We start from the raw sequence: 18,106 nt of genomic DNA, 5'->3' as shown, positions 1-18,106 counted from the left end.
GAAGTCAGACTTTTTCGAGTCAACATGATGCCTTTGGAGTAGCTGGCCTTCCGCGGCTGCGGAAGGAAAGGGGACGATGGCGGATCAGAAGAACATGCTTGGGCAAATAGATATTTCAAAGCGTCAGGCCGAAATTGCGGATCTGGTACAAAAGGCTGGATTTGCGTCCGTCGAGGAGCTGGCAGACCGGTTCGAGGTGACCACTCAGACGATCCGCCGGGATGTCAACGGTCTTTGCGAACTTGGCATCCTGCGCCGGACCCATGGCGGCGTCGAACCGCCCGCGCCGGCGTCCAACATCCACTATTCCACCCGGCAGATTCTGAACCTTCCGGAAAAGCAGCTCATCGCGAAGCTGGTCGCCGGGCATGTGGGCAACAACCAGTCGATCGCCTTTTCCATCGGCACCACGCCGGAGATCGTGATGCAGGCACTCGTCGGGCATGAGAAGCTGGCGGTCTTCACCAACAATCTGAACGTTGCTTTCACCGCCTCGGTCAATCCGTCGTTTCAGGTGACGATCACGGGTGGCCGTCTGCGCCATGGAGACCGCGACGTGCTGGGGGCGGCAGCGCAGGCGTTCTTCTCCAACTACAAGGTTGATATCGGCATTTTTGGTGTCGCCGGGGTGGATGAAGACGGCACGTTGCTGGATTTCCATGAGGATGAAGTGGCCGCGCGCCAGTCCATCCTTGCCAATTGCCGCAGGTCCTTTCTGGTGCTGGATCACAGCAAGTTCGGCCGGAATGCCCATGTGCGCGGCGGCCAGCTCAGCGATGTCGATGCGATCTTCACCGATTGTCCGGTGTCGGATGTCTTCCTGGCGTCACTGGAAGGCACGAATACAGAAGTGTTCGTGGCCGACAATGGGGATGAGGCGTGACATCAGCTCCGCATATCCCAGGCCCCAAGACCCCTGGTGCCGGCAAGCCGATTGTTCTTGAGCAGGTGTCGCGCACCTGGGGCGAGACGGTGGCTGTCGATGCGCTGTCGATCGAGATTCCCGCAGGTTCGTTCACGGCGCTTCTGGGGCCGTCGGGCTGCGGCAAGTCGACGACGCTGCGCATGATCGCGGGGCTTGAGACTGTCAGCAGCGGACGCATTCTGATCGGTGGAGAGGATGTTACCGGCCAACCATCGGCCAAGCGCGACCTGTCCATGGTGTTTCAATCCTACGCGCTGTTTCCGCATCTGAATGTTGGCGAGAACATCGTTTTCGGCCTCAAGGTCCGCCGGGTCGGTAGGGCCGAGCGGGACCGGCGTCTTGCACGGGTGGCCGATCTTCTGGGTCTTGGCCAGTTGCTGGAGCGCAAGCCGGGGCAGCTTTCGGGTGGGCAGCAGCAGCGTGTCGCGCTCGGGCGGGCAATCATCGGTGAAAAGCCGATCTGCCTGATGGACGAGCCACTGTCCAATCTCGATGCCAAGCTGCGCCATGAAATGCGGGTGGAGATCCGTGCGCTGCAGCAGCAGCTCGGCTTCACCATGGTTTATGTCACGCATGATCAGGTCGAGGCCATCACCATGGCCGACCAGGTGGTGCTTTTGAACGGTGGCCGGCTGGAGCAGGTGGCGAGCCCACGGGATCTCTATGAAAAACCGGCGACGCCCTTTGCGGCCCGCTTCATAGGTACGCCGCCAATGAACCTCTTTCCCGCCAACGCCTTCCGCAAGCTGTGCACCGCGCCGGACTTCAAGCTCGGCCTGCGTCCGGAGGCCATGCACCTGGAAGATGGCGGCCCGGTGAACGCCGCTGTTCGTGCCGTCGAATATCTGGGCGCGGACGTGCTGGCCGATTGCGAAGTTGCCGGCACCAGTTTTCAGGTGCGCCTTCCGGCGAACCGGGCCTTCACGCCCGGTCAATCCGTGCAGCTCGGCTTTTCGCCGGACGCCCTTCATGTTTTCGACGCCGATACCGGCTGCCGCCGTGACGATCTCATTTCCGAATTTGGAGCCCTGTTGCGCTCCTGACCTGCTGCGCGCCCGCGTAGACCGACCGCAGATCTGCGGGTTTTCAAACCTTAGGAAGTAAACTGATGTTGAAGTCCACTTTCCTGAAAGCCGTTGCCGCAACGGCGCTTACCTTCAGCACCTGGGCCTCCGCTCAGGCTGTTGACTTGCAATTCTATTTTCCGGTCGCTGTTGGCGGAAAAGCTGCTGAAACCATCCAGGAACTGACCGACGCCTATGTTGCGCAGAACCCGGATGTGACCATCGATGCCGTTTATGCCGGCTCCTATCAGGACACCGTCGCCAAGGCGATCACCGCTTCGCGTGGCGGCAACCCGCCCCAGCTTTCGGTGATCCTGTCTGCCGACATGTTCACCCTGATCGATGAAGACCTGATCCAGCCCTTCGACGACTATCTGACCAGCGACGAAGACAAGAAATGGCTCGAGGGCTTCTATCCGGCGTTCATGGAAAACAGCCAGACCGGCGGCAAGACCTACGGCATCCCGTTCCAGCGCTCCACGCCGGTGCTCTACTGGAACAAGGAAGCCTTCGAGGCTGCCGGTCTCGACCCGGAAGTCGCCCCGGCGACCTGGGACGAAATGGTGGAATTCGGCAAGAAGTTGACCAGGAAAGACGACAGCGGCAACGTCACCCAGTGGGGCGTGCGCATTCCGTCTTCCGGGTTCCCGTACTGGCTGTTCCAGGGCCTTGCCATCGAAAACGGCGCGATCCTGGCCAATGCGGAGGGCAACAAGACCAACTTCGATGATCCGAAGGTGGTTGAGGCCCTTCAGTACATGGTTGATCTCAGCACCAAATACGAAGTGATGGCTCCGGGCATCATCGAATGGGGCGCAACGCCGAAAGCCTTCTTCGAAGGCCAGACGGCCATGATGTGGACCTCCACCGGCAACCTCACCAACGTGCGTGACAATGCTCCGTTCAAGTTCGGCGTTGCCATGCTGCCGGAAAAGGCGCAGCGCGGCGCACCGACTGGCGGCGGCAACTTCTACCTGTTCAAGGGCGCGTCCGACGAACAGAACAAGGCCGCCGTCAAGTTCGTGCAATGGATCACCGCTCCGGAACAGTCCGCCAAGTGGACCATCGCAACCGGTTACGTCGCTCCGCGCGCCGAAACCTGGGACTCCGACACGATGAAGGCCTATGCAGCCGATTTCCCGGCTGTGCTGGTTGCCCGTGACCAGCTTGAATTCGCCAAGGCTGAGCTGGCGACGTACCAGAACCAGCGCGTGACCGGCATCTTCAACGATGCGCTTGCGGCTGCCATCACCGGCCAGAAGGACGCCGAAACGGCGCTGAAGGAAGCTCAGGCGCAGGCCGAAGAGATCCTGAGCGAATACCGCTAACGCCATTCGGGGCGGAGCACCGGATCCCACTCCGGCGTTCCGCCCCGTTCCCCAGACCTTTCGCCGTCCTCACCGCAAGGTAACTCAGGTCGGTCTCTTTCTCCTTATTGGAGCCTAGATCATGAAGCGGGGCTTTGCCTTGAAACGCGACTGGATCCACGGCTGGCTGCTGTTGCTGCCGGCAATGGTGTTTCTGTTTGCCTTTACCCACATCCCCGCCGTGACCACGTTCCTCAACAGCTTCTTTTCCACCCCGCGCGGACGCCGTCCGGCCAAGTTCATCGGCCTATCCAACTATGAGCGCATGCTGGACGATCCCGTGTTCTGGAAAGTGCTGTGGAACAACGTCTGGTTCGCCTTCGGCACCATTCCGGCGTCCGTGGGCCTGGCCATCGTCATGGCGCTCTGGGTCAACGACAGGCTGGCAGGCAGAAGTTTCGTTCGCATGGCCTATTTCACGCCGACCGTTCTGCCGCTGATCGCCGTCGCCAACATCTGGCTGTTCTTCTATACGCCCGGGTTCGGTCTGGTCGACCAGATCACCGGTGCCCTGTTTGGCTGGCCGGCAAGCAATTACCTCGGCAACCCGGACACCGCGCTCAACGCGATCATCGTGGTGACGGTCTGGAAGGAAGCCGGGTTCTTCATGATCTTCTATCTGGCGGCGCTGCAGGCGATCCCGGTCACGCTGAAGGAGGCCGCGCAGATCGAAGGCGCCGGGCGCTGGACTGTTTTCTGGCGGATCACCTTTCCGCTCCTGATGCCGACAACCCTGTTCGTCTGCGTCAATGCGGTCATCAATTCCTTCCGCCTGGTTGACCATATCTTCATTCTGACGGACGGCGGGCCCGACAACGCATCGGCGCTGCTGCTGTTCTACATCTACGAGGTCGCCTTCCGCTTCTGGGAAACCGCCTATGGCGCGACGCTGACCGTTGCCCTGCTGGTGCTTCTGTCGCTGCTCGCCATCGGCCAGTTCTTCTTCTTCGACCGCAAGGTGCATTACAAATGACCGGCACCGGCTTCTCCCTCGACAGGATACTCAACACCTTTGCTGCCTGGTCATTGGCGCTGCTTTGGGTGCTGCCGCTGGCCTATGCCGTGTGGACCGCCTTTCATCCGGCAGCCTACGAGGCAAGGTTCGAGCTTCTGGCCCCGCTGACGCTGGACAATTTCGCCAAGGCCTGGGATGCGGCGCCTTTCGCGCGCTATTTCCTGAACACCTTCCTGCTGGTGTCGCTGATCCTCGCCGGGCAGTTTTTCCTCGGCACTCTGGCCGCCTTTGCCTTTGCAAGGTTTCAGTTTCCAGGGCGCAATCTCCTCTTCACCCTGGTTCTGCTGCAGCTTCTGGTGATGCCCGACATCCTGATGGTGGAAAACTATCAGACCATTCGGCTGCTCAACCTGGTGGATACCATCCCTGCCATCGCGCTGCCCTACATCGCGTCGGGCTTCGGTATCTTCCTGCTGCGGCAAACCTTCATGACAATTCCGAAGGAACTGGACGAGGCAGCCCGCATCGAGGGCGCGTCGGTTCTGGGCGTGTTGTGGCGGGTCTATATTCCGCTCGCAAAGCCGACCTATCTTGCCTATGGCCTCGTTTCCGTCAGTCACCACTGGAACAATTTCCTGTGGCCGCTGATCGTGACCAACTCGGTGGACACCCGGCCCGTAACCGTCGGTCTCAGCATCTTCTCGGCGATCGACAGCGGGGTGGAATGGTCGGTCATCAATGCGGCCACGCTGATGACCTCCGGGCCGTTGCTGATTGCCTTCCTTCTCTTCCAGCGCCAGTTTGTCCAAAGCTTCATGCGTGCGGGCATCAAATAAAATTAATCAGGAAACGGCGGAAACCGGGGGGGGATGCGCTTTTGCTGAATGGCCAAACCGCTTTGGCTCAAGTCATTGGCTGTTGGGCACTTTTTCTGGCAGGGGCTTTTATGCTAATGGATTTAAATCCCGGATTTCTGCGGGATTTTCATCTTTAGTTTTTCGATCCCCGAAGCCCGAGGAGCCCCGCCGTGTCACTCAAATTCCTTGCCGTTGGCGAATGTATGGTTGAGATGGCGCCAACGGGCGAGGGTACTTACGCCATGGGGTTTGCGGGCGATACGCTGAACACCGCCTGGTATGCGCGCAAATGCCTGCCTGCCGACTGGACCGTCGGTTACTACACCGCCGTCGGCCGCGATCAGGTGTCGGAAGAGATGCTGTCTTTCCTGAAGGCATCGGATCTGGAGACGTCCGCTATCCAGAAGCGGGACGACCGGACTGTCGGTCTCTACATGATCCAGTTGAAAAATGGCGAACGCAGCTTTGCCTACTGGCGCTCCCAATCCGCGGCCCGTTGCCTGGCAGCCGACAAGGAGCATCTGGCGTCGGCGCTCTCCGGGGCGGGGCTGATCTATTTCAGCGGCATTACCCTCGCCATCCTTCCGCCGGAGGACCGGGCAACATTCTTGGATGCACTCAGAACCGCACGAAAAGCCGGCGCCAAAACGGCGTTCGACCCGAACCTGCGCCCGCGTCTTTGGGAAGATGCGGACACCATGCGTGCAAGCGTCACGGATGCTGCCGGCTGCTGCGATTTCCTGATGCCGTCCTTCGAGGACGAATTGGCCCATTTCGGCGACGCGACGCCGGACGTCAGTGCCGACCGCTATCTGGCTGCCGGCGCCGGCATGGTCGTGGTCAAGAACGGCCCTGAACAGGTGATCTGTGCGGACGCGGGGTCGCGGCAGGCTTTTCAGCCGGCGCCGGTTTCGAACATCGTCGACACGACGGCCGCCGGAGACAGTTTCAATGCTGCTTTTCTGGCGAAATATCTTTGCGACGGCAGCCTTGCGGAAAGCGTCGATGCAGGCGCAAATCTCGCCGGTAACGTGATCCAGCACCGTGGTGCTCTGGTTGCGTGTCTCGAACCAGCCTAGGGTGTGGACCCATAAATGAACCCGCTCTGAGCTCCCTTCCTGACGCCATTTCGGTCTTCACTTATAGAGGTGTGCCCTAGGGGTAGGACGCTGTGATTCGATCGAAGACTGAGGTTTTCAAGAACAAAATCACGATCCAAAATACAGGTATTGTGAATATTGACAGTGCGATCTTGTTTATTTTTATAATTCTTGTCGTTTTATTTACTCGAAGATAACTCTAAGCGGTAAAATTAGTAACTCGTTCGCTCCTTGTCCTTACCCTGCGTCTGATTTTGGTTGTTGGCAAATTGGCCATCAAAGGGGGGGCGAATGTTCTCAGGCATGCGTTTGTCGAAAAAGATCCCGGCGCTGGTATTGGGCGCTGCTGCGGTGGTCGGTATCGGTATTGGTGTTTCCAGTTATGTGACGTCCGCAGCAAGCGTCAACCAGCAGACGCGAGAACGCCTTATGGCGGCTGCGAAGATATCGAAGCAGGAAACGCTCGATTTTCTGGAGGTGATCGAGCGGGACCTTTCGCTGGTTGCAGATCATCCGGGAACCGCCGCAGCCGCTCAGGAATTTTCGTCAGTCTGGAGAAACTGGAAACAGTCCGGTGGCGAGCCGGGTCCGGCGCTGCAGAAAGCCTATATTACCGACAACCCGCATCCCAATGGTGAAAAACATCTACTCGACAAGGGTGACACCGGCACCGACTACGACGAGGTGCATGCAAAATATCATCCCTGGTTCCGGCAGCTTCAGCAGGACAACGAATACTACGATGTCTTCCTGTTCGATACCGAGGGCAACCTTGTTTATTCGGTGTTCAAGGAGCAGGACTTCGCGACCAACTTCAATGCTGGCGGAGGCAAGTGGGCCGGTACCGACCTTGGTGAAGTCTATCGCAAGGCGATGTCAATCACGGAGCACGGGAAGGTCGCATTCGAGGATTTCGCGCCTTACGAGCCCAGTCTTGGTGTTCCGGCCAGTTTTATCGCACACCCGGTTCGTATTGCCGGTGAGACGGTTGGTGTGCTTGCGTATCAAATGCCTGTCGGAAAAATCGATGAGCTCATGAGCCATAACCTCGGCCTTGGTCAGACAGGAGAGCTTGTCCTGATCGGCGAGGACCGGTTGATGCGCAACAATACCGAGCTCACGTCCGACGAAAACGACATTCTTGTCACGAAAGTCGACAATTCCATCATCGATAAGGCCTTCGCTTCTGGTGAAGCCTTCGGGATAGGTTCGTTTTTCAGCGAAGAGCCCATGGAAGTGGACGCGATCAGATTTGCGTTTCATGACAAGAACTTCGTGATCATCGCCATGCAGACCTATGAAGAGGCCGTTGCACCTGTCACGACCATGCGCAACCGCATGCTGGCAACAGGGCTTGTTCTGCTTGTTGTCGCTGGAGCAGTCGGGTTCTTTGCGGCACGCACGATCACGAAACCCATCGGCAAGGTTGTTGACGCCATGAACCGGCTTGCCGGTGGCGATACGCGTGTCGAGACCGATGACGCCAAGCGCGGCGACGAGATCGGCGACATGTTCAAGGCCGTTGCGATTTTCAAGGAAAACGCCATTCAACGCCGCCACCTGGAAGATCAGGCCCGCAATGAGCGTGATAAGGAACGCCAGCGCCAGGCCTTCCTGGAGGGCGTGATCAATCACTTCAAGTCGATCATGTCCGAGCGTCTGGCAACCGTGTCCGAGCAGATGGACCGCATGCGCGGAGCCGCCACAACGCTGGAAGACCTCGCAATCAATGCCAAGTCGGAGTCCGATCAGGCAGGGCAGGCCTCCATCAGCGCCTCGGAAAACGTTGCCGCCGTTGCTGCTGCGACGGAAGAAATGACGGCCACCGTTCAGGAAATCGCCAACCAGACCGAAGCCACAACCCGCATCGTTCTGGAAACCGTGACAGCTGCGGAAGAGACGAACCGGAACGTTCAGACGTTGTCGGAAGCCGCCGAACATATCGGCAGTGTGGTCAATCTCATTCGCGACATCGCGGAGCAGACCAACCTTCTGGCACTGAACGCCACCATCGAGGCGGCCCGTGCAGGCGAAGCCGGCCGCGGCTTCGCGGTCGTGGCATCGGAAGTCAAGCAGCTTGCGGAGCAGACGTCCAAGGCAACGGACGAGATTTCCGGCCGGATAACGGGCATTCAGACCTCGGTTCGCGATGCGGCAGGGGCTATCGAGCATATCGCCGACAAGGTATCCGACATCAAGAACCTGACCAGTTCCGTGGCCGGGGCCATCGAAGAACAGCGGGCGGCAAACCAGGAAATCGCGCGCTCGGCGCGGTCCGCCAGCGACAGCACCGGCAACGCCGCCAGCAGCATGTCTTCGGTTTCCGGTGCCGTCGAACAGACATCCACGGAAGCCGGATCTGTCAGCACGGCTTCTGATCTGGTTTCGGAGGCGAGCTCCAGCCTGGCGCGGGAGGTCGAGAAGTTTCTTGCCGACGTTACCAAGGATGTCGAGGACCGCAGGCGGGCAACACGCAAGGCGATCTCCGAAGATGTCACCCTTACCTGCGCGAATGGCCACAAGCGCACCGCTCAACTGGTCGATGTCAGCATCACGGGTGCCCAGATCCTGAATGTCACCGATCTGCCGAACGGCGAACGCCTGACGCTGGAGTTCCTGGATGGCACGGTGCTGCAGGCCAAGGTCGTGCGCCAGACCGGAGCAGGGTGCGGCGTCGAGTTCGCGGAGAAGCTTTCGGACAGTCACATCCTCATCGCCGCATAAGACGGCAGTCTCAAAAAACGAAAAGGGCGCCTGTATGGCGCCCTTTTTTGTTGAAGACGGACCTTGGCTCCCCGGTCCAGGATCTCCGCTTCGCTGCGTCCGGGGCCGACGGTTGAGGGAAAAAGAAGGCGCCCGTTAGCGCCTTTCTTTCCTGTCTTCACCTTGCGCAATCCTCATCCTGAGGAGGGCCAAAAGCCCGTCTCGAAGGATGGGCCTCTTGCTCAATACTTGCGTCCATCTTTCGGGGCAGCGCCCACGCGCTTCCTCAAGTAGAGATCAGGCGCCGTGAAGCCGGTTTGCCTGCACGCTGCAAAGCGCCTCAGTCCCTGCTACTTGAACCTATCCAGCGTCTCGCTGGGCAATCCAGTCATGATCCGGGTGGTTCTGGAAGCGCCACTTGCGCAAGGGGCCGGCCATGACGTTGAGATAATACATCTCGTAGCCATAGGGCGCGCCACAAGGATGGTGGCCCTTGGGAACCAGCACCACGTCGCCATCGGAAACAGCCATCGTCTCGTCCAGCTCGCCGTCTTCGGTGAAGACGCGCTGGAAGCCGAACCCCTGTTTCGGGTTGAGACGGTGGTAATAGGTCTCTTCCAGATAGGTCATATCCGGAAAATTGTCTTCGTCGTGCCGGTGCGGAGGATAGGACGACCAGTTGCCCTGGGGCGTATAGACTTCCGTTACCAGCAGGCTGTCGGCGATATCGCTTTCTTCCATCGCGATCGGGTGGATATAACGGGTGTTGGCGCCCTTGCCGCGTTCCACCTGGCCGATATCGGTGATGACACGGGCCTTGTAATTGCCCTTGCCGGGGGCAGTGCAGACCGCCAGGACGCAGTCCGTTGTCGCCTTTGCGGACCAGTTGCTGCCGTTGGGCACATAGACGCAATGCGGCTTCTTGCGCTCGAACACACTCATCCGGTCGCCGAGTTCACCAAAGTCTTCGTCACCAGCGGAAATCGAGGCCTTGCCTTCCACGAGGACAAGGATGACTTCCTTGTCACCGGTTTCTTCGGACGCCGATTGCCCTGCTTCCAGATGGTAGAGGCCGAAGCCGACATAGCCCCACTTGGCGCTTTCCGGAGTGATGTCGTGCACCTTGCCGGAGGTGCCGGACGGCTTGACGAGAAGATGGCTCATGTCAAATCCACTTCCTTTGCGAGTTGCTTGAGGGTCTTGAGGCCGAGGCTCTGATATTGGAACGGATTGCGGACATCCGGGTCCTGTTCCGCCTCGATGACGATCCAGCCTTCATAGCCGGTATCCTTCAGGATCTTGAGAAGCGGCTTGAAATCGACGCCGCCTTCCTCGTCGCCCGGCACGGTGAAGACACCTGCGCGCACGCCGTCCATGAAGGACTTCTTGTTCTCGCGGATTTCCTTCATCACGGCCGGACGCACGTTCTTGGCATGGAAATGTTTCACGCGGGCAGCGTGTTTTTCCAGGACAGGTGCCGGATCCTGGCCGTTGCTGCCGAAATAGCAGTGGCCGGCATCGAACAGCAGCTTGGTTGCCGGGCCGGTGGCACTCATGAAGGCGTCGATTTCTTCCGGTGTCTCGACAACGGTGCCCATGTGGTGGTGGTAGACAAGGTCGATGCCCTGGCTAGCGCAGAAGGCCGCAAGTTCCTCGATCTTGGCGCCGAAGGCTTTCATCTCGTCGGCGGTCAGAACCGGGCTGGTGTTGATGTCGGTCTGGGAGCCCTGAATGGTGTTGGAGGTCTCGCAGGTAATGCAGACCTTGCAGCCATTGTGCTTCAGCTTGTCCAGATGCGGCTGGATCGCCTTCTTTTCGTCCTCGACCGACTGGGCCAGCAGGTTGAGGGAATACCAGCCGGAAATGAATTTGAGGTCATGGCTGCCGAGGAGCTGTTTCAGCTCTTCCGGATCGTTCGGCCAGCGGTGGCCGTTCTCAATACCGTCGAAGCCGATTTCGGAGGCTTCGGACAGGATCTGTTCCGTTGGAATATGCGCGCCGAGGGTCTGGTCGTCATCATTGGCCCAGGCAATCGGGTTGGTGCCGTAAAGGATCATGGCTGTTGTCCTTGTCCGCCGAGGCGGAGTGTTGGGTTCGATATCTGTGTTTTTCTCGACCTCATCCTGAGGAAGCGCCTTGGCGCTGTCTCGAAGGATGGGCCGCTTGTTCGGAATTTGCCGCCCATCCTTCGAGACGGACCTGACGGTCCTCCTCAGGATGAGGCTTTGGGAAAGGAGGTCGGTGTGCTGCGATGCCTCTCCCTCAATCGACCAGGTTCTGGTGTTTCAGCGCGTCGACATAGCCTTCACGGGCCTGTCTGACTTCGGCGCGCTGCGAAACTTCGGGAACTGCAACATCCCACCAGTGGCCGCCGCCGTTTTCGCCCGGCCCGTGCATCGGGTCCGTGTCGATGACGATCACCGTCGGAATGGCCCGGTTCTTGGAGGCAAGGATCTGCGCTTCCAGGTCGGCGATGTCCTTTGCCTTCACAGCATGAGCGCCCATGGCGGCCGCATGGGCGACAAAGTCGATGTCCGGCTGGGCCTCGACGTTGCAGGACTGATAGAGGTTGTTGAACTGGTTGCCGCCGGTGCCCATCTGCAGCCGGTTGATGCAGCCGTAACCACGGTTGTCGGTCAGGACCACGGTGAACGGCACCCGCCGCATGACGGCGGTCGCCAGCTCCGAATTGGCCATCATGTAGGAGCCGTCACCGAGGAAACAGACGACGTCCCGCTCCGGCTGGGCCAGTTTGACGCCCATGGCGCCTGCAATCTCGTAGCCCATGCAGGAATAGCCGTATTCCATGTGATAGCCACCCTGCGGCGCCTGCCACAGGAGCTTCAGCGCGCCGGGCATGGTGCCGGCAGCGCACATGGCGATGGTCTTTTCCGAAGAGGTCCGCTGAACCGCGCCGATCACTTCCGCATCCAGCGGCAGGTAGTCTGCGGGTACGTTGGTGCGGGCGCTGCAATGGGCGTCGACCCTGGACAGCCAGTCGAGACGGGACTGCGGATCGAAGGCGGACTTCTTGTCGTCGCCAAGCGCGGCGGAGATCTTCTCCAGGGCCACTTTCGCGTCGCTGACCAGGCCCATGGCGCCGTGCTTCAGCGCGTCGTAGCTCTGCACGTTGATCGATACCAGCTTTCGGCCGGGCGCCTTGAAAAGCGCCCAGGAGCCTGTGGTGAAGTCCTGGAAACGGGTACCGACACCAATGACGAGATCGGCGGTTTCAGCAATATCGTTGGCACAGGCCGAACCATCGACACCGGCAGTGCCGAAGTTCATCGGGTGCGACTGGGCCAGCGCCGATTTGCCGGCCTGGGTCTCGATCACCGGAATGCCGTGTTTCGTGGCGAATTCGCCAAGGGTCTCTTCGGCCTGTGAATAGATCACGCCGCCACCGCAGACGAGGACCGGGTTTTTCGCAGCCTTGATGAGTGCGGTGATATCGGCAACGTCCCGGCTGTCCGGTTCCGGCCTGCGAATGCGCCAGATCTTCGGTTCGAAGAAGCTCGCCGGATAGTCGAACGCTTCTGCCTGTGTATCCTGGCAAAAGGCGAGGGTGACCGGGCCGCAGTTGGCCGGGTCGGTCATTACGCGGAAGGCCCGGGGCAGTGCCGTCAGCAGATGTTCGGGGCGGCTGATCCGGTCGAAATAGCGAGCGACGGGACGGAAGCAGTCATTGGCCGAAACCGTGCCGTCGTCGAAGTCCTCCACCTGCTGCAGTACCGGGTCCGGCGCGCGATTGGCGAACACATCGCCCGGAATCAGCAGCACGGGCAGGCGGTTGACATGGGCAAGGGCGGCGGCGGTCACCATGTTGGTGGCGCCGGGGCCGATGGAAGAGGTTACGGCCATTGCGCGTGTGCGCTTCTTGGCCTTGGCATAGGCGATGGCGGTGTGCGCCATCGTCTGTTCGTTCTGGCCGCGCCAGGTCGGCAGGGCGTTGCCGGCCTGCTCCAGTGCCTCGCCCAGACCGGCGACATTGCCGTGGCCGAAGATCGCCCAGACACCATCGATAAAACGCTCGCCGTCCTCGGTCATTTGCGCCGAAAGATAACGGACCATCGCCTGGGCGGCTGTCAGACGGATCGTACTCATGCGGAAATTCCTCGAAGTTCGTTTTCGTTCGCCTCAAGTCCGGCTTCTGCGCGGGCGGTGTCCCAGATGCGGCACAGGCGGTCGAAGCGGCTCACCATGTCGGCGATGGCCGCTTTGTCTGTCAATTCTCCTGCCAGCCATTTCCGGGCGGCTTCGGCAAAAATCGTCCGGCCGACGGCAAAGCCCTTCACCAACGGGAAGCGGGCCGCCTCGGCAAAACTGGCGGCGAGTTCGTCTTCCGGCGCATCGAGACCGAGCACCACGATACCGCGGGTGTGGGGGTCGTTGTCGGAAATTGCCGCACAGGCTTTCGCCCAGGCCTCTGCGGATGTCATCGGTTCCAGTTTCCACCAGTCCGGGTAGATGCCGATGTCATAGAAGCGGCGGATGATGTCCGCGGTCGTATCCGCATCCACCGGGCCGACCTTGGAGGGGATGACCTCCAGCAGCATTTCCAGCCGGTTGCGGCGGCAGGCGGCAAACAGCCGCTTCAGGACATCTTCCTGCTCGGCCTTCATCGCGTCGGTGTCGTGCGGATGATAGAAGCAGAGCACCTTGACCACGTGCTCTGCCGGCCATTCGGCCAGGCCGCCGAAATCCGGACCGATTTCCGGTTCCAGGGTCAGTGGCCGGGAGGCAGGCCACTCCACCGGATGACCGATCCAAAGCCCGGTTCCGGCGGCCCGATAGAGCGCCTCGCGGCCGTGCCGGCTGTCGCACAGGATGCCATAGCCCGGCTGGCCGTCCGCAACCGCAAGGGCCGCGTCGAGGCAGAGTTTCTTGAACGATCCGATCCGCTCGTGACCGGCATTGGCCGCATCGGCCATCTGTTCCAGCTGGATGCGGTGATCGAAGGCAAAGACACGCATGGTCGACCAGTCGCCGCCGTGCAGCCGGTGCCGGTTGGTGGACCAGTGGATCTGCTCCAGTTCCGGATCCTTGCGCAAGGCCTTGTCCTTCACGCCCCGTTTCAGGAAGAACTGCAGTTCCTCCCAGCTCGGATAGGCAGGCGTGCAGCCGTGCCGGGACACCGCAAAGGCACCGCAGGCGTTGGCATAAGTCAGGGCCGTGACCCAGTCTTCACCGGTGATCCAGCCTTTCAGCAGGCCGGACATGAAGCCGTCACCGGCCCCCAGAACGTTGAAGACCTCGATCGGAAACCCGGGGCCGGAAATGCCGTCGTCGAGGCTGTCGGGAATCGTGCCTTTAAAGGCGGTCGCGCCCATCGGTCCACGCTTGCAGACCAGCGTCGCATCGGAGACCTTGCGCACATTGCGCAGCGCCTCGACTGTATCGGTGGTGCCTCCGGCGATGTGGAACTCTTCTTCCGTGCCGACGATCAGGTCGAACAGCTGCAACGTCGATTGCAGCTTCTCGGTGACCTTGTCGGAGGCGATGAAGCGGTTCTCGCCGTCCCCATGACCGGACAGGCCCCACAGGTTGGGGCGGTAGTCGATGTCGAGCGCTGTGCGGCTGCCGCTTTCGCGGGCAAGCCTCAGGGCTTTCAGAACAGCGGCTTCCGTCTGCGGGTGGCTCAGGTGCGTGCCCGTTGCCACCACGGCCTTGGCCGAGGCGATGAATGCGGGGTCGATGTCATCTTCGACGAGCGCCATGTCGGCACAATTCTCGCGGTAGAAAATCAGCGGGAACTGTTCCTGGTCGCGGATGCCAAGCAGGACGAGGGCGGTCAGCCGCTCCTTGTCGGTGATCACGCCTTGTGTGTCGACGCCGTGCCGTTCCAGTTCCTCACGGATGAAACGGCCCATGTGCTCGTCGCCGACACGGGTGATCAAAGCGGACTTCAGGCCGAGCCGCGCGGTGCCGCAGGCCATGTTGGTGGGCGAGCCGCCGATATACTTGTTGAAGGACGCCATGTCCTCCAGACGGCCGCCCGCCTGGGCTCCGTAAAGGTCGACCGACGAGCGGCCTATCGTGATGACATCGAGTTTCTTCACGTGCACATTCCGTTTTTCATTCAGCCCGTCAGATGGTGCCGCCGAGCGAACCTTCCAGTTCCGCCAGTTCCTGGCCACCGGCCATCAGGTCCTGAAGTTCTTCCGCTTTTATGTCCCCGCGCTCTGCGGTGCCAAGTGTCTTGCCGCGGTTGAGCACCGTGAACCTGTCGCCCACAGCCATGGCATGGCGCACGTTGTGGGTGATGAAGACAACGCCGATGCCTTTCTGGCGGACCTTGTCGATGGTCGCCAGAACGTTGGAGGTCTGGCGCACACCCAAGGCCGACGTCGGCTCGTCCAGGATCAGCACCTTGGCACCGAAGAAGACGGCGCGGGAAATCGCCACTGTCTGGCGTTCACCGCCGGAGAGGGTGCCAACCGCCTGGTCCGGCGAGCGGAGGTGAATGCCCATCTTGGCCATTTCGGTCATGGTGACCTCATTGGCCTGGGAAAAATCGAAGAACTTGAACGGGCCGAAGCGCTTCTGCGGTTCACGGCCCATCCAGAAGTTCCGGGTAACCGACATCAACGGGATCATCGCCAGGTCCTGATAGACCGTCGCGATGCCGGCTTCCATGGCATCGCGCGGGCTGTCGAAGCTGACTTCCTTGCCTTCCATCAGGATCTTGCCCCTGGTCGGCTTGTGGACGCCGGACATGGTCTTGATGAAGGTGGACTTGCCCGCGCCATTGTCGCCTAGAAGGCAGTGGCATTCGCCTGCCTTCACGGAAACGGAGACACCGTTCAGGGCGATCACCGGGCCGAAGTGTTTCTCGATATCGACGAGTTCGATCAGATTGTCGGACATCTTATCTTTCCCCCGTGATCATGCGGCGGATGTAGGTGTTGAGGATCACCGCGAGCAGCAGGATGACACCGAGGAAAACCCGGAAGAGAGAGCTTTCGACCCCGGCGAAGAAAAGGCCCTGCTGGACGACGCCGAAGATCAGCGCGCCGAGCGCTGCGCCAACCACCGAGCCGTAGCCGCCGGTGAGAAGCGCACCGCCGATGACCACGGAAATGATGGCTTCGAATTCCTTCAACAGGCCGCGGTCGGCTGCGGCTGAGCCGAATTCCATCACCTGGCAGGTGGCGAAAATGGTGGCGCAGAAGGCTGAGAACATGAACATCAGGATCTTGACCCGGTTCACCGGCACGCCGACGTAGCGCGCGGCCTGGGTGTCGCCGCCGGCGGCGAAGATCCAGTTGCCGAAGCGGGTGCGGGTGAGAAGGATGTGGCCGAACACGATCAGGATGAGTGCCCAGATCATCAGCATCGGAATGCCTTCGACCACCGGCTGGCCGGCTTTCGGGCCGGCTACGAACTTGCCGACGATGCCGAGATCGGCCAGCCAGACAAACAGGCCGGAAAAGACCTTGCCGCCAAAGATCCAGGCAATCGGATCGCCCTCTGCCGCTTCACGCACACCGCCGATGATGGTCTTGCGGGTGGTGGCGATGGAAATGAAGATCGTCAGGCCGCGCAGAATGTAGAGAAAGGCGAGGGTGACGATGAAGGAGGGCAGGCCGGTCTTGATGACGAGGTAACCGTTGAGCGCGCCGATGGCCAGTGCCATGGCGAAAGCGACCAGGATGCCGAACCAGGCCGGAAACCCCCATTGCACGGTGATGAGTGCGATGATGATGCCGGAAAAGCCGATCATGGAGCCGACGGAGAGGTCGAACTCGCCTGCGATCATCAGGAGGCAGGCGCCGACGGCGATGATGGCGAACTGGGCAGAGACTGTGCCCCAGTTGATGATGCCTTCGGGGGCGAACATGCCGCTGTCGCTGGCGATGCCGAGAAAGAACATGAAAACGAGGATGGTGCCGCAGATCGCGCCCAGTTCCGGGCGGATCAGGGCTTTGCGCATGGGCGACATTTCGCGGATGCGCTCGTCTTTCTGAGGGGCGGCTGCCGATTGTGTCTCAGCCATAGGTCTCCTCCTGCGTGCCGGGGTGGCCGGCCGCGTCCAGTATGCGGCCCGGCCGCAGAACAGTGTTCTGGAATTCAGCGCGTCCCCTTCGGGGTGCGCGGGTGTGTCTGTTGCATTGGAGAGGCGGAAGCCGCCTCTCCGCTGGGCCGCACGTGGCGGCCGGTCACCTTAGCGGTATTCGCCGGCGTATTTTTCCACCAGGGCAATGTTGCCCTTGGTCACGAAACCCGGACCGGAGTTGATGGAGTTGCCCGGAACCACGCCGTAACGCGCCAGGTTCGTCAGGATGACGACCGGCAGGTAGCCCTGCAGGTAAGGCTGCTGGTCGATGGCAAAGGCAATCACGTCACCCTTGATGGCTTCAGCGATTTCGCCGGAAATGTCGAAGGTGCCGAAGTGGATGGTGCCGGATTTGCCCATGTCTTCCAGCGCTGCCAGTGTCGGGTGGGCGGAGGTCGGCCCGAGGGTCAGGATGCCGTTGGTGTCCGGGTTGCCCTGCAGATAGGCCATGACCTTGGACTTGATTTCAGCCGGGTCCTGGCCGCTGTCGATCATCTGGTTGCCGAGTTCGACGCCCAGTGCGTCGGCATAGCCCTGGCACCGTTCAACCGACGCCGGGTTGGTGATGTAGTGGTTCACGCAAAGGAAGCTGGTGACGCCGGCCGCCTTGGCCTTTTCGCCTGCTCCCTTGCCGGCATCGTATTCCGGCTGGCCGACATGCATCAGAGCGCCGATTTCCTTGGACTGCTCTTCGGTGCCGGAGTTGATGGTGATGACCGGAATGCCCTTGGCAACCGCATTGGACAGCGGGCCGCTCAGAACGTCGTAGTCGGCGATCGTCGCGATGATGCCGTTCGGGTTGGACGCAGCCGCCTGCTCGATGATGCGGGCCATGTCGGCAAGGTCACCCGTCGGCGGGTTGCGGTATTCCACTTCGACGCCCATCTGGTCGCCGGCAACGGCAATGGCGTTCTTGATCGTGTTCCACCAGCTGTCGCTGTCCGGCGCATGGCTGACCAGAACGAAACGTTCTCCGTCAGCGGAAGCCGGAGCGGCAAGCCCGGTGAAGGCAACGGCGGCAGCCGCCATCGCGATAAGTGTCTTCTTCATGGTGTTCCTCCCAGAACGTGGACCGCGGG

The 18,106-nt window shown here is 60.7% G+C and carries 14 protein-coding genes; 7 read left to right on the top strand and 7 right to left on the bottom strand.

Going from position 1 to position 18,106, the window contains the following annotated elements:
• Positions 1-76 precede the first annotated feature (76 nt).
• The 7 genes from SIAM614_RS02980 (at position 77) to SIAM614_RS02950 (ending at position 8,992) form a co-directional block, all read left to right on the top strand.
• Complete coding sequence (locus SIAM614_RS02980) at positions 77-883, top strand: DeoR/GlpR family DNA-binding transcription regulator (RefSeq protein ID WP_006931978.1); 807 nt, start codon at positions 77-79, stop codon at positions 881-883.
• On the top strand, positions 880-1,968 hold the full coding sequence (locus SIAM614_RS02975) for an ABC transporter ATP-binding protein (protein WP_006931976.1): 1,089 nt from the start codon (positions 880-882) through the stop codon (positions 1,966-1,968). Before SIAM614_RS02980 ends, SIAM614_RS02975 begins: the two co-directional genes overlap by 4 nt.
• Positions 1,969-2,033: 65 nt before the next feature.
• On the top strand, positions 2,034-3,317 hold the full coding sequence (locus SIAM614_RS02970) for an ABC transporter substrate-binding protein (RefSeq protein WP_006931974.1): 1,284 nt from the start codon (positions 2,034-2,036) through the stop codon (positions 3,315-3,317).
• Between the two features lie 121 nt (positions 3,318-3,438).
• Positions 3,439-4,329: a carbohydrate ABC transporter permease gene (locus SIAM614_RS02965; RefSeq protein WP_006931972.1), complete on the top strand. Its 891-nt coding sequence runs from the start codon at positions 3,439-3,441 to the stop codon at positions 4,327-4,329.
• Entirely contained in the window at positions 4,326-5,147 is an 822-nt protein-coding gene (locus SIAM614_RS02960) for a carbohydrate ABC transporter permease (RefSeq protein ID WP_006931969.1), read from the top strand. The genes SIAM614_RS02965 and SIAM614_RS02960 overlap by 4 nt, the downstream gene beginning before the upstream one ends.
• Before the next feature lie 191 nt (positions 5,148-5,338).
• Complete coding sequence (locus SIAM614_RS02955; RefSeq protein WP_006931967.1) at positions 5,339-6,247, top strand: sugar kinase; 909 nt, start codon at positions 5,339-5,341, stop codon at positions 6,245-6,247.
• A gap of 312 nt (positions 6,248-6,559) precedes the next feature.
• Complete coding sequence (locus SIAM614_RS02950) at positions 6,560-8,992, top strand: methyl-accepting chemotaxis protein (RefSeq protein WP_006931966.1); 2,433 nt, start codon at positions 6,560-6,562, stop codon at positions 8,990-8,992.
• 339 nt (positions 8,993-9,331) lie between these two features.
• Here SIAM614_RS02950 and iolB read toward each other — a convergent pair whose 3' ends face one another.
• The 7 genes from iolB to SIAM614_RS02915 form a co-directional block, all read right to left on the bottom strand.
• A complete protein-coding gene (gene iolB, locus SIAM614_RS02945) occupies positions 9,332-10,135 on the bottom strand; it encodes a 5-deoxy-glucuronate isomerase (RefSeq protein WP_006931965.1) in 804 nt (267 codons plus the stop codon).
• Entirely contained in the window at positions 10,132-11,028 is an 897-nt protein-coding gene (gene iolE, locus SIAM614_RS02940; protein WP_006931964.1) for a myo-inosose-2 dehydratase, read from the bottom strand. Before iolE ends, iolB begins: the two co-directional genes overlap by 4 nt.
• A gap of 205 nt (positions 11,029-11,233) precedes the next feature.
• Entirely contained in the window at positions 11,234-13,075 is a 1,842-nt protein-coding gene (gene iolD, locus SIAM614_RS02935; protein WP_006931962.1) for a 3D-(3,5/4)-trihydroxycyclohexane-1,2-dione acylhydrolase (decyclizing), read from the bottom strand.
• Positions 13,072-15,030, bottom strand: a complete 1,959-nt coding sequence (locus tag SIAM614_RS02930; protein WP_006931960.1) for a bifunctional 5-dehydro-2-deoxygluconokinase/5-dehydro-2-deoxyphosphogluconate aldolase — start codon at positions 15,028-15,030, stop codon at positions 13,072-13,074. Before SIAM614_RS02930 ends, iolD begins: the two co-directional genes overlap by 4 nt.
• 28 nt (positions 15,031-15,058) lie before the next feature.
• Positions 15,059-15,838, bottom strand: coding sequence for an ATP-binding cassette domain-containing protein (locus SIAM614_RS02925; RefSeq protein WP_006931959.1), 780 nt, complete (start codon positions 15,836-15,838; stop codon positions 15,059-15,061).
• A 1-nt stretch (position 15,839) separates the two neighbouring features.
• On the bottom strand, positions 15,840-16,967 hold the full coding sequence (locus tag SIAM614_RS02920; RefSeq protein WP_006931957.1) for an ABC transporter permease: 1,128 nt from the start codon (positions 16,965-16,967) through the stop codon (positions 15,840-15,842).
• A gap of 168 nt (positions 16,968-17,135) precedes the next feature.
• Complete coding sequence (locus SIAM614_RS02915; RefSeq protein ID WP_006931955.1) at positions 17,136-18,077, bottom strand: sugar ABC transporter substrate-binding protein; 942 nt, start codon at positions 18,075-18,077, stop codon at positions 17,136-17,138.
• Between the last annotated feature and the right edge of the window lie 29 nt (positions 18,078-18,106).

This window comes from Roseibium aggregatum IAM 12614 (assembly GCF_000168975.1).
Classification (GTDB): domain Bacteria; phylum Pseudomonadota; class Alphaproteobacteria; order Rhizobiales; family Stappiaceae; genus Roseibium; species Roseibium aggregatum.
The sequence above is the reverse complement of the archived record's forward strand: the minus strand, read 5'-3'. Positions and strand labels throughout refer to the sequence as shown.

Bases quoted from the DNA above. Each gene is read 5' to 3' on its own strand.
- SIAM614_RS02920 (WP_006931957.1), bottom strand. From the start codon at position 16,967: ATGGCTGAGACACAATCGGCAGCCGCCCCTCAGAAAGACGAGCGCATC.
- SIAM614_RS02950 (WP_006931966.1), top strand. From the start codon at position 6,560: ATGTTCTCAGGCATGCGTTTGTCGAAAAAGATCCCGGCGCTGGTATTG.
- SIAM614_RS02965 (WP_006931972.1), top strand. From the start codon at position 3,439: ATGAAGCGGGGCTTTGCCTTGAAACGCGACTGGATCCACGGCTGGCTG.
- iolE (WP_006931964.1), bottom strand. From the start codon at position 11,028: ATGATCCTTTACGGCACCAACCCGATTGCCTGGGCCAATGATGACGAC.
- iolB (WP_006931965.1), bottom strand. From the start codon at position 10,135: ATGAGCCATCTTCTCGTCAAGCCGTCCGGCACCTCCGGCAAGGTGCAC.
- iolD (WP_006931962.1), bottom strand. From the start codon at position 13,075: ATGAGTACGATCCGTCTGACAGCCGCCCAGGCGATGGTCCGTTATCTT.
- SIAM614_RS02960 (WP_006931969.1), top strand. From the start codon at position 4,326: ATGACCGGCACCGGCTTCTCCCTCGACAGGATACTCAACACCTTTGCT.
- SIAM614_RS02925 (WP_006931959.1), bottom strand. From the start codon at position 15,838: ATGTCCGACAATCTGATCGAACTCGTCGATATCGAGAAACACTTCGGC.
- SIAM614_RS02980 (WP_006931978.1), top strand. From the start codon at position 77: ATGGCGGATCAGAAGAACATGCTTGGGCAAATAGATATTTCAAAGCGT.
- SIAM614_RS02970 (WP_006931974.1), top strand. From the start codon at position 2,034: ATGTTGAAGTCCACTTTCCTGAAAGCCGTTGCCGCAACGGCGCTTACC.
- SIAM614_RS02915 (WP_006931955.1), bottom strand. From the start codon at position 18,077: ATGAAGAAGACACTTATCGCGATGGCGGCTGCCGCCGTTGCCTTCACC.